Source organism: Streptomyces sp. NBC_00557 (assembly GCF_036345995.1).
In the GTDB taxonomy this organism is placed as follows: Bacteria; Actinomycetota; Actinomycetes; order Streptomycetales; family Streptomycetaceae; genus Streptomyces.
Genome location: NZ_CP107796.1, coordinates 764,610 through 788,801, shown reverse-complemented (window position 1 = coordinate 788,801; position 24,192 = coordinate 764,610). Strand labels below are relative to the sequence as shown.

General features: G+C 73.9%; 22 protein-coding genes. 11 read left to right on the top strand and 11 right to left on the bottom strand.

Annotated features, from left to right (window positions below):
* Nucleotides 1–10: 10 nt before the first annotated feature.
* A complete protein-coding gene (locus OG956_RS02855) occupies nucleotides 11–1,240 on the bottom strand; it encodes a glycosyltransferase (RefSeq protein ID WP_330342716.1) in 1,230 nt (409 codons plus the stop codon).
* Nucleotides 1,241–1,490: 250 nt separating this feature from the next.
* Nucleotides 1,491–1,856 (bottom strand): nuclear transport factor 2 family protein, encoded by a 366-nt coding sequence (locus tag OG956_RS02850; RefSeq protein ID WP_330336326.1) that lies wholly within the window; start codon nucleotides 1,854–1,856, stop codon nucleotides 1,491–1,493.
* A 298-nt stretch (nucleotides 1,857–2,154) separates the two neighbouring features.
* Here OG956_RS02850 and OG956_RS02845 point away from each other — a divergent pair, with 298 nt between their 5' ends.
* From OG956_RS02845 to OG956_RS02820, 6 genes are all read left to right on the top strand, one after another.
* Entirely contained in the window at nucleotides 2,155–2,460 is a 306-nt protein-coding gene (locus OG956_RS02845; RefSeq protein ID WP_330336325.1) for a hypothetical protein, read from the top strand.
* 220 nt (nucleotides 2,461–2,680) lie between these two features.
* Nucleotides 2,681–3,766 (top strand): S-(hydroxymethyl)mycothiol dehydrogenase, encoded by a 1,086-nt coding sequence (locus tag OG956_RS02840; protein WP_330336324.1) that lies wholly within the window; start codon nucleotides 2,681–2,683, stop codon nucleotides 3,764–3,766.
* Entirely contained in the window at nucleotides 3,766–4,395 is a 630-nt protein-coding gene (locus OG956_RS02835; RefSeq protein ID WP_330336323.1) for an MBL fold metallo-hydrolase, read from the top strand. The genes OG956_RS02840 and OG956_RS02835 overlap by 1 nt, the downstream gene beginning before the upstream one ends.
* A 71-nt stretch (nucleotides 4,396–4,466) precedes the next feature.
* Nucleotides 4,467–5,255 carry an SDR family NAD(P)-dependent oxidoreductase gene (locus OG956_RS02830; RefSeq protein WP_330336322.1) on the top strand — a complete coding sequence of 263 codons (789 nt, stop codon included), beginning with the start codon at nucleotides 4,467–4,469 and terminating at the stop codon, nucleotides 5,253–5,255.
* Nucleotides 5,256–5,746: 491 nt separating this feature from the next.
* Complete coding sequence (locus tag OG956_RS02825) at nucleotides 5,747–6,442, top strand: L,D-transpeptidase family protein (RefSeq protein WP_330336321.1); 696 nt, start codon at nucleotides 5,747–5,749, stop codon at nucleotides 6,440–6,442.
* A 183-nt stretch (nucleotides 6,443–6,625) separates the two neighbouring features.
* Nucleotides 6,626–6,811 (top strand): hypothetical protein, encoded by a 186-nt coding sequence (locus tag OG956_RS02820; protein WP_330336320.1) that lies wholly within the window; start codon nucleotides 6,626–6,628, stop codon nucleotides 6,809–6,811.
* An 85-nt stretch (nucleotides 6,812–6,896) separates the two neighbouring features.
* Here OG956_RS02820 and OG956_RS02815 read toward each other — a convergent pair whose 3' ends face one another.
* The gene (locus tag OG956_RS02815) at nucleotides 6,897–8,282 is read right to left on the bottom strand and encodes a S1 family peptidase (protein WP_330336319.1); all 1,386 of its coding nucleotides are present in this window, start codon (nucleotides 8,280–8,282) and stop codon (nucleotides 6,897–6,899) included.
* A 268-nt stretch (nucleotides 8,283–8,550) separates the two neighbouring features.
* On the opposite strand from OG956_RS02815, the gene OG956_RS02810 reads away from it, so the two are divergent.
* Nucleotides 8,551–9,729, top strand: coding sequence for a MalY/PatB family protein (locus tag OG956_RS02810; RefSeq protein WP_330336318.1), 1,179 nt, complete (start codon nucleotides 8,551–8,553; stop codon nucleotides 9,727–9,729).
* A gap of 70 nt (nucleotides 9,730–9,799) precedes the next feature.
* Nucleotides 9,800–10,186: a PPOX class F420-dependent oxidoreductase gene (locus OG956_RS02805; RefSeq protein WP_330336317.1), complete on the top strand. Its 387-nt coding sequence runs from the start codon at nucleotides 9,800–9,802 to the stop codon at nucleotides 10,184–10,186.
* Between the two features lie 60 nt (nucleotides 10,187–10,246).
* Here OG956_RS02805 and OG956_RS02800 read toward each other — a convergent pair whose 3' ends face one another.
* Nucleotides 10,247–10,666, bottom strand: coding sequence for a Zn-ribbon domain-containing OB-fold protein (locus OG956_RS02800; protein ID WP_330336316.1), 420 nt, complete (start codon nucleotides 10,664–10,666; stop codon nucleotides 10,247–10,249).
* Nucleotides 10,667–10,835: 169 nt separating this feature from the next.
* The gene (locus OG956_RS02795; RefSeq protein ID WP_330336315.1) at nucleotides 10,836–11,579 is read right to left on the bottom strand and encodes a TetR family transcriptional regulator; all 744 of its coding nucleotides are present in this window, start codon (nucleotides 11,577–11,579) and stop codon (nucleotides 10,836–10,838) included.
* Between the two features lie 307 nt (nucleotides 11,580–11,886).
* Here OG956_RS02795 and OG956_RS02790 point away from each other — a divergent pair, with 307 nt between their 5' ends.
* Complete coding sequence (locus OG956_RS02790; protein ID WP_330336314.1) at nucleotides 11,887–12,777, top strand: hypothetical protein; 891 nt, start codon at nucleotides 11,887–11,889, stop codon at nucleotides 12,775–12,777.
* On the opposite strand, the gene OG956_RS02785 is transcribed toward OG956_RS02790, so the two are convergent.
* Nucleotides 12,764–15,181, bottom strand: coding sequence for a polysaccharide lyase 8 family protein (locus OG956_RS02785; RefSeq protein WP_330336313.1), 2,418 nt, complete (start codon nucleotides 15,179–15,181; stop codon nucleotides 12,764–12,766). The genes OG956_RS02790 and OG956_RS02785 overlap by 14 nt on opposite strands.
* Before the next feature lie 165 nt (nucleotides 15,182–15,346).
* Between OG956_RS02785 and OG956_RS02780 the strand changes: the two genes are divergently transcribed.
* Nucleotides 15,347–15,976 carry a peptidoglycan-binding domain-containing protein gene (locus OG956_RS02780; protein WP_330336312.1) on the top strand — a complete coding sequence of 210 codons (630 nt, stop codon included), beginning with the start codon at nucleotides 15,347–15,349 and terminating at the stop codon, nucleotides 15,974–15,976.
* A gap of 273 nt (nucleotides 15,977–16,249) precedes the next feature.
* Complete coding sequence (locus OG956_RS02775; protein ID WP_330342715.1) at nucleotides 16,250–16,726, top strand: flavin reductase family protein; 477 nt, start codon at nucleotides 16,250–16,252, stop codon at nucleotides 16,724–16,726.
* A gap of 309 nt (nucleotides 16,727–17,035) precedes the next feature.
* Here OG956_RS02775 and OG956_RS02770 read toward each other — a convergent pair whose 3' ends face one another.
* The 5 genes from OG956_RS02770 to OG956_RS02750 form a co-directional block, all read right to left on the bottom strand.
* Complete coding sequence (locus OG956_RS02770; RefSeq protein WP_330336311.1) at nucleotides 17,036–19,447, bottom strand: SpoIIE family protein phosphatase; 2,412 nt, start codon at nucleotides 19,445–19,447, stop codon at nucleotides 17,036–17,038.
* Between the two features lie 185 nt (nucleotides 19,448–19,632).
* Entirely contained in the window at nucleotides 19,633–20,007 is a 375-nt protein-coding gene (locus tag OG956_RS02765; protein ID WP_330336310.1) for a hypothetical protein, read from the bottom strand.
* A 450-nt stretch (nucleotides 20,008–20,457) separates the two neighbouring features.
* A complete protein-coding gene (locus tag OG956_RS02760) occupies nucleotides 20,458–21,375 on the bottom strand; it encodes a MurR/RpiR family transcriptional regulator (protein ID WP_330336309.1) in 918 nt (305 codons plus the stop codon).
* A 78-nt stretch (nucleotides 21,376–21,453) separates the two neighbouring features.
* Nucleotides 21,454–23,259 carry a phospholipid carrier-dependent glycosyltransferase gene (locus tag OG956_RS02755; protein WP_330336308.1) on the bottom strand — a complete coding sequence of 602 codons (1,806 nt, stop codon included), beginning with the start codon at nucleotides 23,257–23,259 and terminating at the stop codon, nucleotides 21,454–21,456.
* A gap of 163 nt (nucleotides 23,260–23,422) precedes the next feature.
* Nucleotides 23,423–24,115, bottom strand: a complete 693-nt coding sequence (locus OG956_RS02750) for a nucleoside/nucleotide kinase family protein (protein WP_330336307.1) — start codon at nucleotides 24,113–24,115, stop codon at nucleotides 23,423–23,425.
* Nucleotides 24,116–24,192: the final 77 nt, after the last annotated feature.

Here is a 24,192-nt window from a genome sequence, read left to right as displayed (position 1 = left end):
CGCCGGCGCCTCACCCGCCGAGCCGGTCCAGCGCCGCCAGCACGGGTGCGGCGCCGTCCTCGCCGCGGATGCGCGCGCCGAGCGACCGCGCCCGCTCCCGGTACGCCGGCTCACGCGTGGCCCGCACCAGCGCCGCGGCCAGCGCGTCCACGGTGAGGCGGCGCAACGGCACGACGTCCGGGGCGACGCCCAGCGCGACCAGCCGGGCGGACCAGAACCCCGCGTCGAACTGCACCGGCACCGGCACGGCAGGCACCCCCGCGCGCAGTCCCGCCGCGGTCGTCCCGGCGCCCGCGTGATGGACCACCGCGGCCATCCGCGGGAACAGCAGCGCGTGGGGTACGTCGTCGACGGTCAGCATGTCCTCCCCGGTGGCCGCGAGCCCGGCCCAGCCGCGCTGGATCACCCCGCGCAGCCCGGCCCGCCGCAGTGCCGCCACCAGCTGCGCGCCGAGCCGGGCCGCATCCGGCACGGTGGCGCTGCCCAGCCCGACGAAGACCGGCGCCGGACCGGCGTCCAGGAACTCCTCCAGGGGGTCGGGGAGCCGGCTCTCGGTGTCGTACGGCCACCAGTAGCCGCCGACCGTCAGACCGGTCCGCCAGTCCGCCGGCCGGGGCACCACCAGGGGACTGAACCCGTGGTGCACCGGCCAGTCCTGCCGTTCCCGGGCCCGCCGTGCGGCGCCGGTGCGCACCGGGGGCAGTCCCAGACGGGCTCGCACACCGGGCACTGCGGCCGCGAAGACGTGCTCCACGGCGAGGGCGACACCGTGTCCGGCGAGCCGGTTGGCCGCCCCGCCCCAGCTGCCGCCGCCGAGCACCGGCGGCGCGAACTCCCTTGTCGCCGCGAGAGGCTGCAGATAGACGCCCATGCTCGGCACCCGCAGCCCCTCGGCGATCGCGTGCCCGAGCGGGGCCAGCGAGGCGGACAGCAGCAGCACCTCGGCGTCCCGGGCCGCGGCGAGCAGGTCCTCGGTCATCCGCCCGACCAGCCGCCGCGCCAGGTCCACCACCCGCAGCAGCTTGCCGACGCCGCCGGTACTGCGGTGCAGGCCCCGTCCGCGCGGTGACTCCAGCTCCGCCCGCGGATCCACCGGCAGCGCGTGGAACCGTATGCCGGAGCCCGCCACCAGCGGCTCGAAGCGGGCGTGGGTGACCAGCGCGACCTCGTGCCCGGCCTCGGCGAGCCGGTGGCCCAGACCGGTGTAGGGGGCCGCGTCGCCCCGGGACCCTGCCGACATGATCGCAACGCGCACGACGGTCAGTATGGCCGCATTGCCGCCTCCCGGCGGCCTCGACGACGCACCCCCGGCTCTTCCCGTACCCGCACCGCGCGCTCAACTCCCGCCCGCCGACCGCGGATCCGCGGCGAATCCCCGGCGTTCGACCATCGTCGAGACCGTGCCGGGCATCCTGCCGGTCCACTTCGGCCACGCGCCCGGTGCGCCTCATGCCACCGGCTCCTGCCGGCCCCGGTCATGCAGCAGGTGTCTACTCGTCCCAGGCCTGGATGATCAACTGGTTGGCTATCTTGCCGTCGCGCAACGTGATCATCGACTCGGCCAGGACACGGGTACCGTCCCCGTACTGGCAGGACTCGCTGAACGCGGCGTGGTCGCCCTGCACGACGCACTGGTCCAGCCGGTGCGTCATGTCGCGGTTGTACACGTCGTGCAGCAACTGGGCGATCTCACTCCGGCCGCGCAGCACGGTGGGATGGCTGGGCTGGTGTTCGTGGTCGACGATACGGATCTCCGCGTCGTCGGCGTACAGCGACAGAAGGGTGTTGCCGGTGGTCCCTTCTATGCCGCGGCGCAGTGTCTCGATGTCGAAGGCGGAACCTGTTTGCGTGCCCATGGGTGAACCTCCTTCGGGCGCCGGCGGCCCGGCCGGCGCGGGCCGCGCGGACCGGACCCCCACTCTTCGAGACTCCTCCGGCCCGACGGCCCCGGCAAGCGCAGCATGGGCGGCCCGGCGAGCCCACTCCGGCGCCAGTACGGGCACAGTCCGACGGTCTCCGGCACGCCTGGACCGGCGGGCTCCGGGGCACGCCTGGACCGGTGGGCCCGGCGGGCACGGACGGCGGCCTCCGCCTCACGGGTGAGCGCGGGCCGCCGCCCGTGTCCGGACACGGTGTGCCGCCGTTGCTGAGAACATGACCTCAACACGACGTATCGTCGCCGCCCTCGGTCTCGCCGCCGGGGTCACGGGCCTTGCCGCGCCGCTGGCGCACGCGGCCGACGCCAGTGCGCCGCACACCGGGCTGATCCCGCCGCCCATGGCCACGCTCGACTCGCTCACCGTCAGTGACATCCCGGCCCGGCACAAGGCGGAGGTCCCCCGGGTCTCCGAGCAACTGCGCGCACTGAACCAGGTCGGCGAACTGAACCGGCTCAACGAGCTGCACCAGGTCACCGACCTCGCCGCGCCCGCGATGGGTCTGGTGCCGGGCATCGAGTAAGCCGTCCCACGCGAACGCGATGCGCCGCTGCGGGAGTTCGGCGACACGGATCGGACGCTTCCCGCGGACGCCGCCCCATACGCCGGCATCGCGTCCGCGTCCACCGGGCTTCACCGGGCTCCGCCGCAGGAAAGATCCACGGTCGCCGTCGTGGTCCGTCCCGGTACCGACCGGTCGCGCGTAGGGTCGGCGGGAAGGCAATCGAGGAAGGGGCCAGACCATGGCGCAGGAAGTACGCGGCGTGATCGCACCGGGAAAGGACCAGCCCGTACGGGTCGAGACGATCGTCGTGCCGGACCCCGGCCCCGGCGAGGCCGTCGTACGCGTCCAGGCCTGCGGTGTCTGTCATACCGATCTGCACTACAAGCAGGGCGGCATCTCGGACGACTTCCCCTTCCTCCTCGGCCATGAGGCCGCCGGTGTCGTCGAGGCGGTCGGCGAGGGGGTCACCGACGTGGCGCCCGGTGACTTCGTGATCCTCAACTGGCGTGCGGTGTGCGGGAGTTGCCGCGCCTGTCTGCGCGGCCGGCCCTGGTACTGCTTCAACACGCACAACGCGCAGCAGAGGATGACCCTGGCCGACGGCACCGAGCTGTCGCCCGCGCTGGGCATCGGCGCCTTCGCCGAGAAGACCCTCGTGGCGGCGGGCCAGTGCACCAAGGTTGACCCGGCGGTCTCCCCGGAGGTCGCCGGGCTGCTGGGCTGCGGGGTGATGGCCGGCATCGGCGCCGCCATCAACACCGGGAACGTCGGCCGGGGCGACTCCGTCGCCGTGATCGGCTGCGGCGGCGTCGGCTGCGCGGCCGTGGCCGGGTCCCGCCTCGCCGGCGCGGCGAAGATCATCGCGGTGGACATCGACGACCGCAAGCTGGAGGCCGCCGGGAAGCTGGGCGCCACCCACACGGTCAACTCCAGGAACACCGACCCTGTCGAGGCGATCCGCGAGCTGACCGGCGGCTTCGGCGCCGACGTCGTCATCGAGGCCGTCGGCCGCCCCGAGACGTACAAGCAGGCCTTCTACGCCCGCGACCTCGCCGGCACCGTGGTCCTGGTCGGCGTCCCCACACCCGAGATGCAGCTCGAACTGCCCCTGCTCGACGTCTTCGGCCGCGGCGGCGCCCTGAAGTCCTCCTGGTACGGCGACTGCCTGCCGACCCGCGACTTCCCCATGCTGATCGACCTGCACCTCCAGGGCCGGCTGCCGCTCGACGCGTTCGTCACCGAGACCGTCCGACTGGACGAGGTGGAGAAGGCGTTCGAGCGGATGCACCAGGGTGACGTGCTCCGCTCGGTGGTGGTGTTCTGATGACCGTGCGCATCGAACGCCTCGTCACCAGCGGGCAGTTCACCCTCGACGGCGGCACCTGGGACGTCGAGAACAACGTGTGGATCGTCGGCGACGAACGGGAGGTGATCGTCATCGACGCCGCCCACGACGCCGAGGCCATCGCCCGCGCCGTCGACGACCGGCGGCTGACCGCCATCGTGTGCACCCACGCCCACAACGACCACGTCAACGCCGCACCCGAACTCGCCGAGCGCACCGGCGCCACCATCTGGCTGCACCCGGACGACCTGCCGCTGTGGAAGATGACCCACCCGCACCGCGACCCCGACCGGCACCTGCTGGACGGCCAGGTCATCGAGGCGGCCGGCGCCGACCTGACCGTGATCCACACCCCGGGACACGCCCCCGGCGCGGTCTGCCTGTACGACCCGGCGCTGGGCACCGTCTTCACCGGGGACACCCTCTTCCAGGGCGGGCCGGGCGCCACCGGACGCACCTACTCCCACTTCCCGACGATCATCGAGTCCATCCGCGACAGGCTCCTCACCCTGCCGCCGGAGACGAAGGTCCTCACCGGCCACGGCGACCCCACCACCATCGGCGCCGAGGCACCGCACCTGGAGGAGTGGATCAGGCGCGGACACTGAGGCCTCCGCCGGCCACACGGACAGGCATCGATACCGGTGAAAGAACGCCCGCCGGGCCGTACGGTCACCGCATGACCGATCACACCCGCTTCGCGGAACACGGAGTTCTCGTCACCGGTGCGGCCCGCGGCATCGGCGCCGCCGTCGCACGCAGGATCGCCGAGGAGGGCGGCCGGGTCCTGGTCACCGACCGGGACCTGCCCGAGGCCGAGCGAACCGCCGCGGACCTGCGCCGCCAGGGGCTTGCCGCCGAGGCGCTGGCGTGCGAGGTCGCCGACCGCGCCTCGGTGGAGGCGGCCGTCGCCCACGCCGTCGCCGCGTTCGGCTCCCTCGACGTCCTGGTCAACTGCGCCGCCCACTGCACCCCGGACGTGCCGCTCTTCGAGGACGACCCCGACGAGGCCTGGGCGCTCGACCTCGACGTCACCCTCACCGGCGCCTACCGCTGCTGCCGCGCCGCCCTGCCCCACCTCGCCGCCTCCGGACGCGGCGCGATCGTCGGCATCGGTTCCGTCAACGGGCTGCAGGACTTCGGCAACCACGCCTACAGCGCCGCCAAGGCCGGCCTCGGCTCGCTCACCCGCACCCTCGCCGGGCACGCCGCGGCCCGGGGCGTGCGGGTGAACCTCGTGGTGCCGGGCACCGTCCGCACCTCGGCGTGGGAGGGCCGCGACGCCGAGCTCGAAGCCCTCCGTGACCTCTATCCGCTCGGCCGGGTCGGCGAGCCGGAGGACATCGCCGCCGCGGTCGCCTTCCTCGCCTCCCGCGACGCCGCCTGGATCACCGGCACCACGCTGGTCGTCGACGGCGGGCTCACCGCGGTCAACACCGGCTTCCACACGGCCCTGCGACGCCCCTGAGCCGTCAGCCCGGCGGAACCGGAGAACCCCGGCGCCCACCGCTCGCCGAACCATCCGAGCGCCGCCTCCGCGCCCACGCCCTCCTCCGGCAGCGCAGCCCGCCCGGGCGCCGTCCCGCCGACGGCAGCCGGCCGCTCGTCCAGGCCCACCGCCTCCCGGGCGGCGAAGTCGCGGGCCGACTGGAGGAGTTCGGGGAACCGGGAGAGGTCGCCGGCGAGGGTGGGGTGCATGTACGGCAGCGTAGAGCGGCCAAAGAGCCTGGGCCCGGTCCCATACGGGGGAACGGGACTGGATGCCGTGGGCCGCAGTCGCCGGGGCGCGGCACGGACGAGACCGTCGGCACCGGCCCCCCTGGGTTCACCGTTTCGTCACAGTCTGGCCGGAACCACAACTCCTGGGTGCCCGCGCAGGTCTAGTAGTGCGAGAACGCGGGAATCGGGCAGGGGAGCGCCCGGGGGAGGCCCTGGGCGGGATGGGGAGAAGGGGTTCACGTGGGGGACATACGCAGACGGGGTGTCGTCGTGCTGGGGGTCACGGGGCTGGTGGCGCCGCTCACGCTCGCCTTCACCGCCGCACCGGCCCAGGCCGCGAGCTGCACCACGCAGACGGGGCCGTACCAGAAGCAGGTGGAGAAGTTCCTCGGCCGGCCGGTCGACGGCAAGCAGTCCGCAGCCGACTGCAAGGCCATCAAGGCCTTCCAGGACAAACACGGCATCACGCCCGACATCGGCTACGCCGGCCCCGTCACCTGGGGCGTGATGGATCTCATGAACAAGCAGAAGGCCGTGGGGAGCAACCCCAACAAGGACGGCGCGTGCCCGGTGAACAAGGGCCGGATCGCCTGTGTGAACCTCACGCTCCAGCTGAGCTGGGTCCAGGACGGCAAGAAGCTCGTCTACGGACCGGTGCCCGTGCGCACCGGCCGCAAGGGGTACACGACCCGCACCGGCCTGAAGAAGATCTACTGGCGGGACATCGACCACGTCTCCAGCGTCTACAACGTGCCGATGCCCTACAGCCAGTTCTTCGACGGCGGCCAGGCCTTCCACTCGGTCAACCTCAGCATGTGGAACCCGCCGGGCTCGCACGGCTGCGTCAACATGACGACCAAGGACGCCAAGGCGTACTGGTCCCTGCTGAGGAACGGCGACGACGTCTTCGTCTACGGCCGCAAGCCGGGCACCTGAGCCGCCGGATGTGACCGGGGACACGGTGCACCAGGTGTGCCGTCCTCGCGATCCCGGTACCGTGCTGGTGAGGGGCCGGTGTGAACTCCCGCACGGTGCTTGACACATCGACGTGATGAGCACCACGTCCGTAATGTCCATATGGAGTGCAGTTACTCACAGCGCCTTCACCTCGATCGGCATATGCTTCACAGCATGTCCACCACTGTTGAAGCCGCTCCCGAGCGTTCGGCCGCGGAGGTCAACGAGGAGATCAGGGCCCTGTGGCGCCGGGCGGGCGGGACACTGACCACCGAGCAGCGCGCCGAGTACCAGCGCCTCGTGATGGAGTGGGCCGCCGCGGCACCGCGATCGCAGCGGGCCGCCTGACCGGCCTCGCGCGGACCGCGCCGAACCCTCGAGGGCACCCGTGAGCACGGGTGCCCTTCGTATGTCCCCGTAGTGTCCTCGTACCTCAGCCCCAGGTCGCCGAGTAGTACCGCTGATAGGCCTTGCGGTCCTGCTCGGCGCGTATGTAGCGGGTCGCGACGAGCGCGATCAGACTGCCCGCGATGACCAGCAGCCCGGGACCGACGTTCCGGGTGTCCGTCAGCCGTGCCAGCAGCGTCCGCCCCGCGGCGCCGGTCACCGGCGCCGCGGACCCCGGCGACGCCGCGTTCGGCGCCATCGCGCCCTGGGCGGCCGAGGCGGACGGCGCGGGGGAGGCGCTCGGGGCGCCGCCGCCGGCGTTCTTCGCCGACACGATGAGCTTGACGTTCAGCGCCGACAGTGCCCGCGTCACCGGCTGGAAGAACGTCGTCCCGCCCGTGGTGCAGTCGCCGTTGCCGCCCGAGGTCACACCGAGCGCGATCCCGTTGGAGAACAGCGGCCCGCCGCTGTCGCCGGGCTCGGCGCACACCGTGGTCTGGATCAGCCCGGTGACCGTGCCCTCCGGGTAGTTGACGGTCGCGTTCAGCGCGGTCACCGTTCCGTCGTGCAGGCCGCTGGTGCTGCCGCTGCGGAACACCCGCTGCCCCACCGCCGCGTCGGCGACGCCCGTGATCCGCACGCCGTTGCCGCCGCCGATCGCGACGACGTCGGCGCCGTCACCGGCCCGGCCGGAGGCGTACTGCACGAGCGAGAAGTCGTTGCCGGGGAAGGTGCTGCTCACCGTCCGGCCGAGCTGCCGGCCGCCCTGGCCGTCCGCGAACCAGATGGATCCCGCGGGACCGCAGTGACCGGCCGTGAGGATGAAGTCGCTGCGCCCGTCGGTCACATTGAACCCGGCCGAACAGCGCCCCCCGGTCGACAGGATCGGCTGGGCGCCGTTCAGGCGCGTGGTGAACGTGCCCTTCGTCCGCTCCATCCGCACGAAGCTCCCGATCCGCGCCGCCACGTGGCTCAGCCTGGACCAGTCGCCCGCGGACACCGTGCTGTCCGCGCTGACCACGACCCGGTTGGTGCGGTAGTCCACCGCCCAGGCGGTGCCCGCCACGCGCGGAGCCGAACGCAGCGCGGCCGTCGCCGACTTGAGCTCGTCCATGCTGTGCCGCACGACCTTCGCCTCGGCTCCCGCGTGCCGTACCTCACGGGCCGCCGCCTCGTCGGTCACCGCGACGACCGGCCGGCCGTCCGCGCCGATCCAGTCGCCCGCCGTGCGTGCCGTGCCGAGCCGCGCCACCAGCGCGGCCCCCGTGCCCCCGGCGCCGGATCCGGACGCGGAGGCGAGCGGTCTGGCGGCGGCCGGCGGTGGCTCGCTCGCCATGGCCGCCTGGGTGACCATCGCGCCACCCAGGAGGAGTCCGGCGACCGCCGTCAGGCGGGTCACCCGCCGGACGATCCGTCGTCGTGCGTGCCGCATGCGGGGCTCCCGAAGCCGAACCGAACGCACGCCGCCGGTCCCGGCGGCGCGAGGCCCCGCCTCGTCCAGGGCCCGCACCTCCATACGCGGCCGACGGGCGCGGCGTTCACGACTCTTTGGCAGTGGGACGCGGTCGACGCGCGGGGGCGTCGGCCGCGCCCGAGGGGAGATCGCCGCGGGGGCGGCCCGCACGCCCGAGCCGATCTCGGCGCACCACCCGGTGGTACGGCCGTTCCACCGGCCCCGCCGCGCTCCTATCATGCTCCTCATGACCGACATCCCGCACGTCACGCCCGGTGAACCCGGCCCGCTGCAGGCGCTCGGCCTGGAGCAGCTGCGCCGCCGTACGAGCATGAAATGGCGCACCTACCCCGAGGACGTACTGCCGCTGTGGGTGGCCGAGATGGACGTCCCGCTCGCCGAACCCGTCGTCAGCGCCGTGACCGGTGCGCTCGCCCTCGGCGACACCGGATACCCGGCCGGCACCGCCTACGCCGAGGCCCTGGCCGCCTTCGCCGCCGAGCGCTGGGACTGGGACGGCATCGCCGTCGAGCGCACCGCGATCGTTCCGGACGTGATGCTCGGCGTGGTCGAGATGATCAAGCTGGTCACCGGGCCCGGCGATCCGGTGATCGTCAATCCGCCGGTGTATCCGCCGTTCTTCCAGTTCGTCGCCCACATGGACCGCCGGGTGGCCGAAGCCCCGCTCGGCGCCGGCGGGCGACTCGACCTCGCTGCCCTGGAGCAGGCGTTCCGCGAGGCGGGCGCGGGGTCCGGGCGCGCCGCATTCCTGCTGTGCAGCCCGCACAACCCCACCGGCACCGTGCACACCGCCGAGGAACTGGCCGCCGTCGCCGCCCTCGCCGAACGGTACGGCGTCCGCGTCGTCGCCGACGAGATCCACGCCCCGCTCGTCGCCCCGGGCGTCGCCTTCGTGCCGTATCTGAGCGTGCCCGGCGCCGAGCGCGGCCTGTCGCTGATGTCGGCCTCCAAGGGCTGGAACCTGGCCGGGCTCAAGGCCGCCCTCGCCCTCGCCGGCCCGAAGGCGGCACCCGACCTCGACCGGCTCCCCGAGGAGGTGAGTCACGGCCCCAGCCACGTCGGCGTCATCGCCCACACCGCCGCCCTGCGCGAGGCCACCGACTGGCTGGACGCCCTGCTCGCCGGGCTGCAGGCCAACCGGCGCCTGCTCACCGCCCTCCTCGCCGAGCACCTGCCCGCGGTCCGCCCGTACCCGGCCGAGGCCACCTATCTGGCCTGGCTCGACTGCCGCGCCCTCGGCCTCGGCGACGACCCGGCCCAGGTCTTCCTCGACCGCGGCCGGGTCGCGCTCAGTTCGGGCCTGCCCTTCGGCACCGGCGGCGCCGGGCACGTACGGCTGAACCTGGCGACCTCGCCCGAGATCCTCACCGAAGGGGTACGGCGCATGGCGGCGGCCCTGAAGTGACCGGGCGGATCCGGTGAACACCGCGACCGGGCATGCCCGCCGAGCGGCGCGGCCTCCTACACTGCCCGGCATGGACGACACGCGGCTGGACCGGCTCGGCTCCGGCAAGTACCTGCTGGTGACCAGCTACCGCAAGAACGGCGCCCCGGTCGCCACCCCCGTGTGGGTGGTCCGCGACGGGGACGGCCTCGGCGTCTGGACCGCCGCCGACAGCTTCAAGGTCAAGCGGATCCGCCGCCGCGCGGACGTCCTGGTCGGCCCCTGCGACCTGCGCGGCAACCCCACCGGCGACCAGGTCCCGGCCACCGCGGAGATCACCGACGCCGCCACCACCGCCCGCTACCGGAACCTGATCGCCCGCAAGTACGGCATCCTCGGCCGCCTCACCCTGCTGGGCAGCCGGCTGCGCCGCGGGCTGGACGGCACGGTGGGCATCCGCGTGACGCTCGCGGACTGACCGGGACCCGGCCGGGCCGCCGGGGAGGACGGCCGGCCGCGCCGGCCGTCTGGCGTGCCGTCAGGTCCAGGCGCCCCGGTACGGCTCGTCCAGCAGCTGGAAGACGGGCTCGCCGCGCACCGGATCCTGGGCGGTGGACAGCCGGACGCGGTCGCCGCTGTGGATGCCGATCGGCGGGCCCATGACCCGGCCCCGTACGACGAACCCCTCGGCCATCTCGATCAGCGACACGTTGCGTGCCGCGGGGGTGTTGCGGTGCACCACGGTGGAGTGCCGGACCGTGCCGACGCCCTCGCTGCGCTCCGTGCGCAGCTCGCTGCCCTGGCACACCGGACACAGCAGCCGGTGGTACATCGCGGTGCCGCACCAGGTGCAGCGCTGGAAGACGAGGGCGTCCCTGGTGTCCGCGGAGACGGGGTCGAGGACACCCGCCGCGGAGCCGGCCGCCGGATGCGATGCGTTTGCTGAGTACTGGTACACGCTGGTCAACTCCCTGCGCTCGGCCGGAATCCCGCGTGTCCGGCGCGCACCGGGCACACGCGTGCGCGGCGGCCGTGCCACCGTGCACGGCGACAGAGTATGGCACTGAGTGTCACACGTAAAGGCACTGCGTACCCCCAATCTGTGGCGGCGGGGTACCGGGCGGGCGTCAGGCGCGCCCGAGGACCGCTTTCAGCTCCTGCACCACGCGCCACAGCGGAGCGTCCCGGCGGGAGACGAGCACCACCACGTCGTCGGGACGGTCGCCTTCCCCGCCCGGCAGCGGATGGACGCCGACCGGCGGCGCGGCGGGCCCGGCGGTGTGCCCGAACTCCCGCTGCACATACCCGAGAGCGCGGTCCACGGCGGCGCCCGCGTCCCCCACGCCGTCCGAACGCAGCCAGGAGCGCAGGGCGTTGTTGTGCGCGGCCACGACCGCCGCCGCGATGACGTCCGCCTGCAGCGTCCCGTCGGGCCGGCCCGCGAACCGGCCGCGCAGATACTCGGCGAGCGCGCGCTCGTAGCGCCACACCACCGACAGCTCGTAGGCCCGCAGGCCCGGCACCTTCTTGGTGAGGCGGTAGCGCTGCACGGAGAACGTCGGGTTCTCCGCGTACATCCGCAGCACCAGCCGGGCCGCGTCGCACACCCGCCGCACCGGCTCGTGCTCCTCGTCGCTCGCGGCGAGGAAGGCGGTCATGTCGGCCAGGCAGCGCTCGTGGTCGGGGAAGACCACGTCCTCCTTGGAGGGGAAGTAGCGGAAGAACGAACGCCGGCCGACCCCGGCCAGGGCCACGATGTCGTCCACCGTGGTCTGCTCGTATCCGCGTTCCAGGAAGAGCCGGAAGGCCGCCGAGACGAGGGCCTCCCGCATCGAGGGCTTCTCGGCCGGCGCCGCGCTGCTGGAGCTCATGAAGGGGAACGTAGCACCCGGAGCGGGGAAGCGTGGCACTCAGTGCAGCGTGGGCGGGTGAGCGGGGGAACCGAGTGCTGGCGCACCGGCTTCTCAGGGCGCGGCCGGGCTCCGGCGGAGGGCTCCCGACCGAGCGGATCGTCCAGGCGCCGAGGCGGCGCGGAGACGGTGCTCCGGGGCGAGGGCGGCACGGCCAGGACCCCGGCGTAACCTTTCCGCACCGTTGTCGGCGCGCCGCGCCGGCCTTTCCGCACCCACTGCCGGCGCCGCGCCGGCAGCCCGGCCGCACCCCTCCAGGAGATCCCGTATGCCCGCCGCCCGCCCCCGCCTGCTCTACGTCACCGACCTGGCGTACGAGGCCCGCGGGCGCCGCCGCTACTGCGACGAGGACATCTTCCTCACCTCCCGGCTCCGCGCCCGCTTCGACCTCGCGCTGTGCCACCCGCTCGACGCCGAGGCGCTGATGGACGGCTTCGACGCCGTCGTCGTCCGCAACAGCGGACCCGTCCTCGGCTACCAGCGCGCCTACGAGGCCTTCCGCGCGCGGGCGCTCGCCACCGGGGCCCGTGTCTACAACCCGCTCACCGGCAAGGCGGACATGGCGGGCAAGCAGTACCTGCTCGACCTGAGCGCCGCCGGCTTCCCCGTCATACCGACCGTCGGCCGCGCCGAGGACCTGGGTCTGCTGCCCGCCGCCGGACGCTACGTCGTCAAGCCCCTGCTCGGCGCCGACTCCCTCGGCCTGCGGATCGTCCCCGCCGGCCAGGTCGCCGCGCACGCCACCGGCGACGTCCTGATACAGCCCCGTGTCGACTTCGCCTACGAGGTGTCCTTCTACTTCGTCGACGAGGACTTCCAGTACGCCCTGTACGCCCCCGACCCGCAGCGCCGCTGGGAGCTGAGACCGTACGCGGCCACCGCCGCCGACCTGGAGTTCGCCCGGCGCTTCGTCGACTGGAACGACCTCGGCCACGGCATCCAGCGCGTCGACGCCTGCCGCACCCGCGACGGCGGGCTGCTGCTGGTCGAACTGGAGGACCTCAACCCCTACCTGTCCCTCCATGCCCTGCCGGAAGAGGCCAGGGACGCCTTCGTGACCGCGTTCACGGCGTCCCTGAGCCGGTTCGTGCAGGGACCGGGAGGAGCGGAGGGAGCGTGGGGGGAGCAGGGAGCGCGGGGAACGCTCAGCCCAGCCTGACGGTGACCCGCTGGGTGGCCCCGGCCGTGCCCGTGAGATCGCCGAAGCCGAGCCGGAGCGCGGAGCCGGTGGCCGCCGAGGCGAGCGTGGCGGGAGCGGACGCCACCGCGGCGACCGCCCGCCGCCAGGTCAGGGTGAGACGCCTGCGCATCCGCATCGGATCGCTCACCGCGATCACCGCGGTGCCGTCCTCGCTCTCACTGATCATCACGCAGCACGGATCGCTCGCGGTGAGCGTGCCGACCGTTCCGCCGGACCAGAAGTTCACCCCGGTGAAGCCGAGTGAGCGCACCGACACGCCCTGCGCGCCGGCGGTGTTGGCCGGCACGGTGAGCCAGTCCGGGTCCGCCGCCCGCGCCCGCGTACGGGCGGCGGTGGCGCCGGGCAGCAGCTGGTAGGCGTACGACGCGTTCACCGGGTCGGTGCCGTGATCGACGTACAGCGTCAGGTACGTGCGGTTCAGTACGGCGGTCGAGCCGCCCTTGTTGATCGTGCTCCAGCTGCCGTCGCGCGCGTCGCGCAGCGCCCGCACCGTCGCCCCGCCCGGGAACACATAGCCGCCGTGCCCGCCGATGTGCGCCCACCGCGCCCCGGTGAGCGTCGCCGACCAGGGGTGCGTGGCGGGCTGCACCGTGCCGTCGACGGTGAAGGAAGCACCTCCGGTGGGGCCGAGGTTGCGGTTGTCCACGGTCGTCTCCACCGCCGTACCGTCGCCGCAGGTGATGCCCGCGCCGAGACAGACCACGGTGTCGTCCAGGAAGAACCACGACTTCTTCGCCACCAGCGTCGACTGCAGGCCCTTCAGATGCTGCCCCACGGCCGCGCGCCGGCCGTCCGTCGCGCCGCCCACCCAGTCCACGTCCGGCTTCGCAGCGCCCCAGTCGCCGCCGGCCCCGTCCGGCAGCACCTTGCGCGAGACGGTCGTGCCGGGCAGCCGGCAGGGGTCGACGGTGGGCCAGAAGGCGTCGCTGTACTGGCCGTCCGTGGAGGCGCCGCCCCACCAGCAGAGCATCCCGGCGCCGGTGTGCCAGCCGCGCAGGTTCTCGCCGTTGCCCGTCTCGTAGTACGTGATCCGCTTGTCCGCCATGCTCAGAGCGGCCGCCCAGCCACGTCCGCGGTGGACGGCCCGTGCCATGGAGGGGAACATCCGGTGCCCGGCCGGCTCGGGGACCGGCGTCACCGACGCGTCGTCGGCGACCTGCTTCAGCCGGGCCAGGTGCGGCAGGCTCAGCACCGGATCGGCGAGCGGCGGGCTGTAGCCGTCGCGCTCCATCCAGCCCTTCACCAGGGCACGCCAGCGGGCGTTCTCGGCCGCGCTCGCGCCCTGGCCGAGCAGCACGATCGACGCCAGGAGCGGATGGCCGCGCAGATGGTCGTCCTGCTGGACCCGCTGCGGGTCCGCCGCCGCGACCCCGCGGCTGATCGCCCGGCCCGCGACGCAGTCCATCACCAGGCCGTTGTGGAGGAACGGCGCCCAGGCGTGCTCCACCGCGTCGAACACGGTCTGCCGGCCCGGGTCCGTCACCTCCCAGGCGGACCCCGCCAGCAGCGCGAACAGCAGGCCCAGCCCGCCGAGCAGGACCGCGCCGTAGGAGCCGGTGTACGGCACCGCGGTGTGCTGGATGAACGAACCGTCGGCGTACAGGCCGTCGCCGGAGGTGACGTACGGGAACACGGGGGAGAGGGCGTCGCGGGCCAGCGCCACCTTGGCCGCGTCCGCCCCGACGATCCCGCGCACCGCCAGCACCCGGCACAGGTCCACCCGGTTGGCGCCCGTACTGGTCCCGCTGTAGTCCGCCACCGCCGAGTCCGGCACGAAGTGGTCCACGGCGGCGAGGTAGTCGGCGATCTGCGGGGCCGAGAGGGCGTCGTACATCAGCACGCACGCGTCCAGCAGCGCCTGCGGCGCGCCGATCTGCCAGCTGTACCAGTTGCCGTAGCGGACCCGGCCCGCGTTGTAGACGTCGTCGTGCAGGTGGTCCAGGCCCGTGACGATGGCGTCCCGCAGAGCCGGGTCGCCGGTCAGGCCGGTGCCGGGCCGGCAGCAGGCCTGCGCCATCGTGCTCAGCCGGGTGTAACTGGTGTTCATGTTGCCCGAGTAGCCGTACGACTCCTGGTCGGTGTCCGGATCCGGGCCGGCGTAGACGAGGTCGGGCCACAGGGAGCCGGCGGCGGGGGTCATCGTCGTCCGGTACCGGCTCGCCGTCGCGCCCAGGTCGGCCAGCCTGCTCCTGAACGGCTCGGCGGCGGGATCGAATCCCTCGCCGAGGATCAGGGTCCGCCACCTCGCCCGGAGCGTCGCGAACTCGTCCGGCGCCGCGAACGCCCGGGCGCCGAGACCGAGGGCGGCAGCGGATCCCGAACAGGCGGTCATAAAGCCACGGCGTGACCAAGGAGTCGTCATGAAGGCGCTTTCTAGCATCCGCTTTCTCAAACCCTCAACGGTTTGTGCGGAGTTGAGCGTTTCGGTCGTTCGAAGGGAGGTTGCTGCGCTGAACGGTGGCACGTCCGGCGTCGTATCTGACGGCGGGGACGACGGCCACGACGGGGACGACGGAAGGAGAACCCGGTGCCGACACCGCCCGATCCCGAACGGCCGCACGGCGGCCCGGTCCTGGAGCCCGTCCGGGTGCTGCGGCCCCGCCGTCTCGACGGGCTCGCCGAGCTGATGCGCGAGATGGAGAGCGCCCCGGTGCGGCCGGCGCCCGCCGACGAGGCGGAGACCCGGGAACTGCCGCCCGTACGGCCGCCCCGCAGCGCTCCCGGCCTACGCCGTGCGGCCGTCGCCGTCGCCGTGGCCGCCGCCGCGCTCCTCGGCTTCGCAGGCGCCCTGCTCCTTCCCGGCCGCCAGGACTCCGCCGCGGCCTCGCCCCCGCCGAGCGCGGCGACGACCGCCCCGCCCGCCGCCGCACCGGCGCCCACGCCCTCCCTTGCGCCCACCGCCGCCGACCCCGACGGCCCCGGCACCCTCCGCCAGGGCGACACCGGCCCCGAGGTCACCGAACTGCAGGAACGCCTGCTGCGCATCCCGGACGTCTACCGCGACGGCTCCACCAGCGGCACCTACGACGCCGGTCTCACCGCGGCCGTGGCCAGATTCCAGCTCTGGTACGGCATCACGGGTGACGAGACCGGCGTCTACGGCGACGACACGCGCCGCGCGCTGGAGTCCCGCACCGTCCTGCCCGACGATTCATGACAGGCGCGCGGGGAACCCCTGGAGGGCGGCGCGGGCCCCACCGCGGGCTCGGGCCGGACCGGAGACCCGGCCGGCGGCGGACGGGAGCACGGTGCCATGACGGGCGTGGACGGCAGGACGGACAGGGCAGAGATGAGGGACCCGGGCGGTACGGCGGAGCCGGCAGGCGGGGCGGGGCCGGTGGACGCCGGTCGTTCGGCGGACTCGGAGGGCGGGGCCGGCGCGGTGGGTTCCGTGGCACGGGATCGCGGGGTGAGCGGGGCGGAGCGCGGTATGGAGCGGTTCTTCCAGCGGCTCGACCCGGACATGTGCGTGGTCACGGCCGTGGCCGGTGGTGAGCGGGGCGGGTGTCTGGTGGGGTTCGCCTCGCAGTGCTCCATCCGGCCGCCCCGGTTCGCCGTCTGGCTGTCCAAGGCCAACCACACCTACCGCGTCGCCCGGGCCGCCCAGCATCTCGCCGTCCACCTGATCACCCGCGACCAAACGGACCTCGCGGAGCTCTTCGGCGGCCGGACCGGCGACGAGGTCGACAAGTTCGCCGGCCTGGACTGCGCGGAGGGCCACGGCGGCGCGGTGATCGTGCGGGACGCGGCGGCCTGGTTCGTCGGCGCCGTCCTGCACCGCACCGACGGCGGCGACCACGTCGGCTTCGTCCTGGAACCGGTGCAGTGGGGCGAGGGGCGCGCCGCCGGGCCGCTGCTGCGGCTGTCCGACGCGATCGGCATCGAGGCCGGCCACCCCGTCGAGTGAGGGATTCGAACAGCGGGCGACACCTGCGAAAGCCCTTGCCGGGGCAGTGCCCAGGCCCCATCATGGGCAGCTCGCGCCCCGCGCCCACACCCGCTGCGCGGCTCCGCGCCGCCACCGTACGACGACCGAAAGCCAGCCCCGATGACCGGCTCCCGTATCCCGGGCCTGCTCCTGCCCGCCGTCTTCCTGCTGGCACTCGTCGCCGGTCTGTACTGGTACTGGCGGCACCGCGACGACGACTGACCCGGCGCCGCCGTCCCCGCCCCCGCCTTCTTGCCCCGCCGATGCACCGCCACCGGCGGCCCGCTCTCACATGTCCGCGTCCGCCACGTCGTCCACGGGCATCCGGATGTCCAGCACGCACACGTCGTCGCGCCGCTCGTCCGCGATCATCGTGGTGAGCAGCGCGTCCAGGGAGCCGGACTCGGCCGGGCTCTGGGCGCGCACCGCCTCGGTCAGCCGGTTCAGGCCCGCTTCCAGGCTCTCGCCGGGGCGTTCGACGAGGCCGTCGGTGTACAGCAACAGCCGGTCGCCGGGCTCCAGGCGGAGTTCCGCCGACTCGTAGACCGGGGTCGCGCTCGCGCCGAGCAGGATGCCGCCGGGCCGGTCGAGGTAGCGCGCCTCGCCGTCGCGCACGAGCAGCGGCGGCAGATGCCCGGCCTGCGCCCAGGCGAGGACGTGCCGGTCCGGGTCGTAGCGGGCGAGCACCATGGTCGCGGTGATCTGGCCGTCGCGGGAGTGCAGCAGCAGGTAGTTGAGCCGTTCCAGCGCCCCCGTCAGCGACGAGCCGGTGCTGACCATGCCCTTCGCGGTGAACCTGAGCTGGGCCATCGTGGCCACGGCGTCGACGCCGTGGCCCGCCACGTCGCCGACCACGAACAGCGCGTCGTCGTCCGGCAGTTCGATGGCGCTGAACCAGTCGCCGCCCACGTGGATGCCGGACTGCGAGGGCAGATACGCGACCTCGACCCGCAGCCCCGCCCGCCGCACCGGCTTGCTCGGCAGCGGCAGCAGCGCATGCTGCAGCCGGGCGGCGAGGGCACGCTCGGCCTGCAGGATTCCGCGCTGCAACAGCATCGTGCGCTCGCTCTCCACCAGCGCCAGCTCCGCGCTGCGCTGCCGGGTGAGGTCCTGGACGAAGCCGTGCACCTCGACGGGAGTGCCGTCGGGCGCCGTCGAGGCCTCCGCCACCAGCCGCAGGTGCCGTACCTCCTCGGCTGTTTCGATGCGGAACGGCACGTCGCACGGCCGGGCGTGGCGGACCAGTTCGGCGATGGCGTGGGCGAGCGGGCCGGTGTCCTCCGGCAGGGCCAGGTCCGGCAGCCGCAGCAGACCGAGCGGCGGCTGCGCGGACCCCCGGCCGAGCACGGCGTACGTCTGCTCGGACCAGGAGATCTCGCCGGTGACCAGGTTCCAGGTGGCCCAGCCGAGCTTGCCGAGCCGCTGCACGTCGGCCAGGCGCTGCTCCTGCCGCTCCACGTGGTCGTGCCGCACCCACGTGACCAGCAGGCCCTCGCCCAGCGGGGCGGCCCGCACCGAGTAGGTGCCGGTCACGAGCGACTCGCCGACCGGGTCCTGGTGGACGAACGGCGCGCTCTCGAACGGCACCCCCGTCTCCAGGGCCTCCAGACAGCCGTGCCACAGCGGCTCGCCCGCGATGAACGGATAGCTCTCCAGGAGCCGCTTGCCGACCAGCTCCCGGCCCTTGCGCCCGAAGCCGTCGACCGCCTCCGGTGCGACGGCGTCGATGCGGTAGTCCTCCACCTCGCCCGAGGCGGTGCGCAGGGGAGTCAGCACGAGCGCGGCGCCCGGCAGCGCGTCGAGCACCGCCTGCGCGGCCTGGGCGACGCCCTCATCGGCGGGTTCCCGGTCGGTGTCGAAGGCGCGCAGCCGGCCCGCGGCCAGCCGGGCCACGGCCACCAGGAGCTCCCGCTCGCGCGGCGCGAACACCCCGCCCCGGCGCAGCACGCCGAGGGCCGCACCCGCGCCGCCCCCGTCGGGCAGGGGCAGCCAGGCCCTGCTGGTCCAGCGCCCCGGCGACTCCCCGAGCAGCAGGAACCGGTCGGTGTGCACGGGGATGTCCTCGAGCCACTGCGGCCGGCCGGACCGCAGGGCGTCGAGCGCGGCCACCCCGGTCACGGGGGGCACGTACCGCCACTGGGCGGCGAGGGTCCGGTCGATGCCGGCGTGCCCGGTCAGTTCGAGTCCGCCCTCGGGCAGCCGCTCGTACAGCAGTACGGCGTCCGCGTCCGTCTCGGGCGCGAGGCGGTCCAGCAGGCACTGGGCCAGCTCCTGCGGCGTGCCGACGCGGACCAGGTCGCGGCCTATGGAGCCCAGTGTCTGCGCGAGGTCGGCGGTGCCGGTGGGCGCGGCCCGGCGCGGGCCGGTGGCCGGTGCTTCGGCGGGAGTCGGTGCGGCGGACGGCCGCTCCTTCGGCGGCAGCAGGGCGCCGAGGGTGAGCCAGCACTGCTCGAGGAGGGTGCGGTTGCCGTCCCGGGCGCACTGCGCCAGCTCCTCGTGGGCCGCTTCGGGGGTGCAGCCGGTGACGGCCATGAGCACGCCCTTGGCCCGCTCCACGACCGCCGAGGTCGCGGACAGGTCCCGAAGCCGTTCCAGCTCCGCGCGCTGTCGGGCCACGACTCGCGCCAGAGCCGCCAGATCGGCGCCGGTGGGATCCACCGGGTGCACGGGCTCGCTCGTCACGCGATGAGCATGGCACATCAGGGGCCCATTGATCACCTGTCTGCGGGACCCGGATTCATATGAGCTGCACACATACTTCGTACGACCGCCCGCAGACCTCCGTGGGTCCTCCGCAGGGAATCCGCGAGCAAGGGGCGCGGATCGCCCGCGACACGGGGCGGACCGGGGCACGCGCCGGCCGGCGGAGCCGGGGGCCGGCCGGGTCAGCGGCCCGTGCCGCGGGCGGCCAGGGCCTCGCTGACCGCGCGGACGCTGCGGGCGATGTGCTGCAGCTGCAGGACCTCGGCGGCGTACAGCTTGATCGTGTGCTCGATGACCGACTCGGGCAGCCCGAGCATCGGCAGCTCGGCCCGGGCGGTCTGCAGCGCGGTCCGCGCCACCCGGATCTCCTGCTGGACCTGCAGCTGGGCGTGCCGGGCGAGCAGCACGGGGTGCCGGATGAGGGCCGGGTAGCTGGCGTAGCGTGCGGGGATCAGGTCGCGCAGCCACTTGGCGGCCGAGCGCTCCCAGTCGTACGAGCCCGGCTCCTTGACCTGGCAGGGCCAGTCGGGGCTGATACGGGTGCTGGTCAGAGGCATGGTGATCGCTTCCGGTGTGCGGCGTCGTGAGGGTGGTCGACGGGTGCGGGGCGGCCCCGGCCTAGGGGATGGCCGGAGCCGCCACGGGCGCGTCGCGCAGACGGCGCGCCCCGGTACACCCCGGCGCCGACGTGGGTAGGGGACGGCGGCTGGGGGTGTCCGTGCGGGGCCCCCGGGCGCCTGGGGACCGCGCGGCGCGGGAGGTGCTGGCGCATGGGCGGTCCGTCGGCTTTCTCGGGGCGGTGGTGCTGGCGGTGAGTCCGCAGGTGCGGAACGTGCCCGAGTGGTGATCCGGGCGCGGTCCGTGAGCAGTATTTATATATGCCGTCTGCTTTGCAAGACGTATGAAAACATTCATGCGTGATTTGTCGTGGATGATCCCCGTCCGTGGCAGAGGTGACCGCAGGATCTTCACCGCGCCCGGCGCACGGGTGCGCAAACCCGTGTGCTTCAGTCCTTCAGGAAGAACTGGTGCTGGTCGGAGAGCTGCTCGTACTTCTCCAGGCGGGCCTGGGTGCGCTCCGGGTCGGCGTCCGTCATGGCCTGCAGCAGCGCGGCGGCCAGCACGCCCGGCGCGGCATAGGAGTCGAACACCAGCCGGGAGCCGGTGCCGGTGGCGAAGGTGACGTCGGCCTCGTCGGCCACCGGGCCGAGCGCCAGGTCGGTCACCAGGGCGACCTTCAGGCCGGCACCGCGCGCGACCCGGACCGCCTGCAGGGTCTCCTGGGAGTGCCGGGGCATGGCGAAGGCCAGCACCCAGGTGCCGCCGGCCTCACGGCACTGCAGCAGCGCGTCGTAGGCCACGCTGCCGCCCCGGGTGACCAGCCGTACGTCGGGGTGGATCCGGCGGGCGGCGTAGCCGAAGTACTCGGCCAGCGACTCCGAGATCCGCAGCCCCAGCACCGTCAGCGGCGTGGAACGGGACAGCTCGCGGCCGACCTGGATGATCTTCTCCGGGTCGGCGAAGTCACGCCGCAGGTTCTCCAGGTTCTCGATCTCGGCGTCGACGGCCGCCTGGAGCTCGTTGGCCCGGTCCTCCTCGCCCGGCCCGCCGGCCAGGCTGCTCAGCGCGATCGACTGGAGCTTCTCGCGCAGCGCCGGATAGCCGCTGAAGCCGACGGCGCCGGCGAAGCGGGTGACGGACGGCTGGCTGACCCCGACCCGGTCGGCCAGCTCGGTGATGGACAGGAACGCGGCCTCGGTGATGTGCTCGATCAGATACTGGGCGATGCGCCGCTGCCCCGGCGACAGACGGGGGCCGTCGAAGAGTTCCCTCAGCCGCGAGGTCGGCGACGCTTCCGCCTCGGGTGCGGTCTTGCCGGACGTGATCGCAGATGCCTGTGCGCGAGCCTGCTGCGGCGAGGGCACCGGTCCGCCTCCTTTGTCTGCCACAAGCACTCAACATAGCTCACCCACCGTCAGGAACCGGGGTGTGAGCAGGCGGGATCAGCGGCGGAAGAGGCTGATCGAATGCCCCACGTCACCGGCCGGACGGCTGCCGGCGACCAGCTCCGCGAGCCGCCCGCGCGCCTTGGCGAGCGCCGAGTCGGACACCACCAGCAGCCCGTGCACCCGCTCCGGCGGCACCCCGCGCGGATCGGCCGCGCGGATGCCGTAGTACGACGGAACACCGCTGCCCTTGTACACCAGCCACACCCGTTCGCCCGGATACCGCTGCCGGAGCCGGTCGGCGAGCCGGCCCAGGTCCTGCCCCCAGTCCACGTTGGAGTCGTGCAGCAGCCGGTGGGTGCGGGCGGGGCCGCCGAAGGCCTCGTTGGAGTACGGCAGGTAGTACGGGAACGTCCGCAGCGAACTCACGGCGGCGAACAGCACCAGCGCCGCCGTCGCCACGGCCGTCCACCGCCGGCCGGGCCGCGGCGCACAGGCGGCCGCCACCGCCAGGAACATCGGCACGAACAGCGCGTACCTCGTCCCGAAGTCCCGCGACCCGGTCATCGCCGCCGCCAGCAGCACCCCGGGCGGCAGCAGCAGATACGGCGCCGCGGGCCGCAGCCGGCGGGCCGCCACGACCGCCACGGCACCGGCCGCGCCCGGCACCAGCAGCCCGAGCGGCGTCTTCACCAGCAGCGCGGCCGGCAGGTAGTACCAGAGCGAGCCGGTGTACAGACGCCCGAACAGATACCCCTGCCACGGGTACGCCTCCAGCGCGAACTGCACCCGCATCCCCGCCCGGTACGCCCCCGGCAGCGGCAGCAGGCCCACCAGCCGCCCGCGCAGCCCGTGCAGCGCCGGGACCGGCTCGGCGGGGGAGAACCGCAGGAGGGGATCGACGGCGAGATACGCGGCCCAGACGACGGCGACGGCCACCACCGCCACCACCACTGCGCCGGCGAGTGCCCGCAGCGCCGTCCGGCGGCGGGCCTCCCGAGGCCCCGCGAGTGCGGACAGGGCGGCGCGCAGCGCGGCATACGCGGAAAGGGCCGCGCGCGGGGCGGGGTGCGGGGACAGGGCCTTGTGCGGGGCGGGGTGCGGGGACGGGGGCTTGGACGCCAGGACGGACACCGCTGCCAGCGCCATCAGCACCGGAACCGCCGGCAGGGCGCTCATCTTCGTCGCCAGGGCCGCACCCAGGGCCGCACCGGCGAGCGGCAGGTACAGGGCGGGCCTACGACGGGCACGCCACACCAGCCAGGCCGACGTCAGCACGAACCCGGCCATCGGCACGTCCAGCGTGGCGAGCGAGCCGTGGGCGATCAGGTCGGGGGAGAAGGCGTACAGCGCGAGCGCCACCAGACCGCCCGCCACGCCGGTCAGTTCCCTGGCGAACGCGAACGCGACCAGCCCGGACAGCAGCGTCAGCACGATCACCGGCAGCCGCGCCCACAGCATCACCCGCCAGGGATCGTTGCCCGACTCGTACAGCAGATGCCGGCCCACGTCCCCCTGGGTACCGGTGTACGACGGGTCGTAGTGCGGTCCGGCCACCGCCACCCCGGCCGCGATCAGCAGCTTGCCGAGCGGCGGATGCTCCGGGTTGTAGCGGATCCGGTGCTCGTGCAGATAGTCGGCCGCCGTCGCCACGTACACCGGCTCGTCGATGGTCGGGGTCTGCTGCACGGCCGTCGTCACCATCACCGCGGCCATCTGGGCGAGCAGCAGCGCCGCCAGCAGCGGCACCAGCCACCGACGGCGGCGGCGCAGCCAGGCGTACACACGGCGGCCGGGAGCCGGCCGTGGCTCCGCGGCGGAGGGCTCACGGGTGAGGACCAGGTGCTGTTCGCGCGCCATCATCCGCCCCGCGGTGGCACCGGCCTGGGGGCGGCGGGAACGGTGGTGGGCCCGGACATGGCCCTACTGTCGCACCGCACCCGCCGCCGCGGGCGTCACCGCTGCACGAGTCGTACCGGCAGACCTTCTGCCGTGTCCACGGATACGGCCCGCAGCCGGCCGGAGTTCACCCCGGCCCGGACGAACCGGCCGGCCGGCACTCCGTCGCACGGGACGGCGGCCGCAGCGCGGTGGCCGGCACCACCAGGTCCGCCTGCCCGCGGGTCGCCGCCACCAGGGCGGCGTTGCGCTGGTCCGTGCCGAGGACCCAGGCCACGGCCGTCTCGTGGTCCTTGCCGAACTCCTCGTGCCGGGCGATCAGCCGGCGGATCCGCTCGGGCTCGTCCGCCTCGCAGTACCACACCTCGTCCAGGCACGGCCGTACCCGAGCCCAGGAACCCTCCGCCAGCAGCAGGTAGTTGCCCTCGGTGACCACCAGCCGGGCGGCCGGCGGCACCGGTATCGCGCCCGCGAGCGGCTGCTCCAGCACCCGCTCGAAGCCGGGCGCGTACACCACCTCGTCGGTGTCCTCGCGCAGCCGCCGCAGCAGCGCCGCGTACCCGGCCGCGTCGAAGGTGTCCGGGGCGCCCTTGCGGTCCCGGCGGCCGAGCCGGTCCAGCTCGGCGTCGGCCAGGTGGAAGCCGTCCATGGGGACGTGCGCCGCCCAGGGCGGGCCGTCGGCGTTCAGGGCGCGCACCAGATGCTCGGCGAGCGTCGTCTTGCCCGCCCCCGGGCTGCCCGCGATGCCCAGCAGGGCACGCCGGCCGCCCCGGACCAGGCCGCGGGCACGGTCGAGGAGGTCGTCGAAGGTCAGCGGCACACAGCAGAGTGTGTCACCAGGAGTTTGCGGAAACCTGTGGCGTGTACCACTCACTGGAAGGCGGCTCATGGGGAACA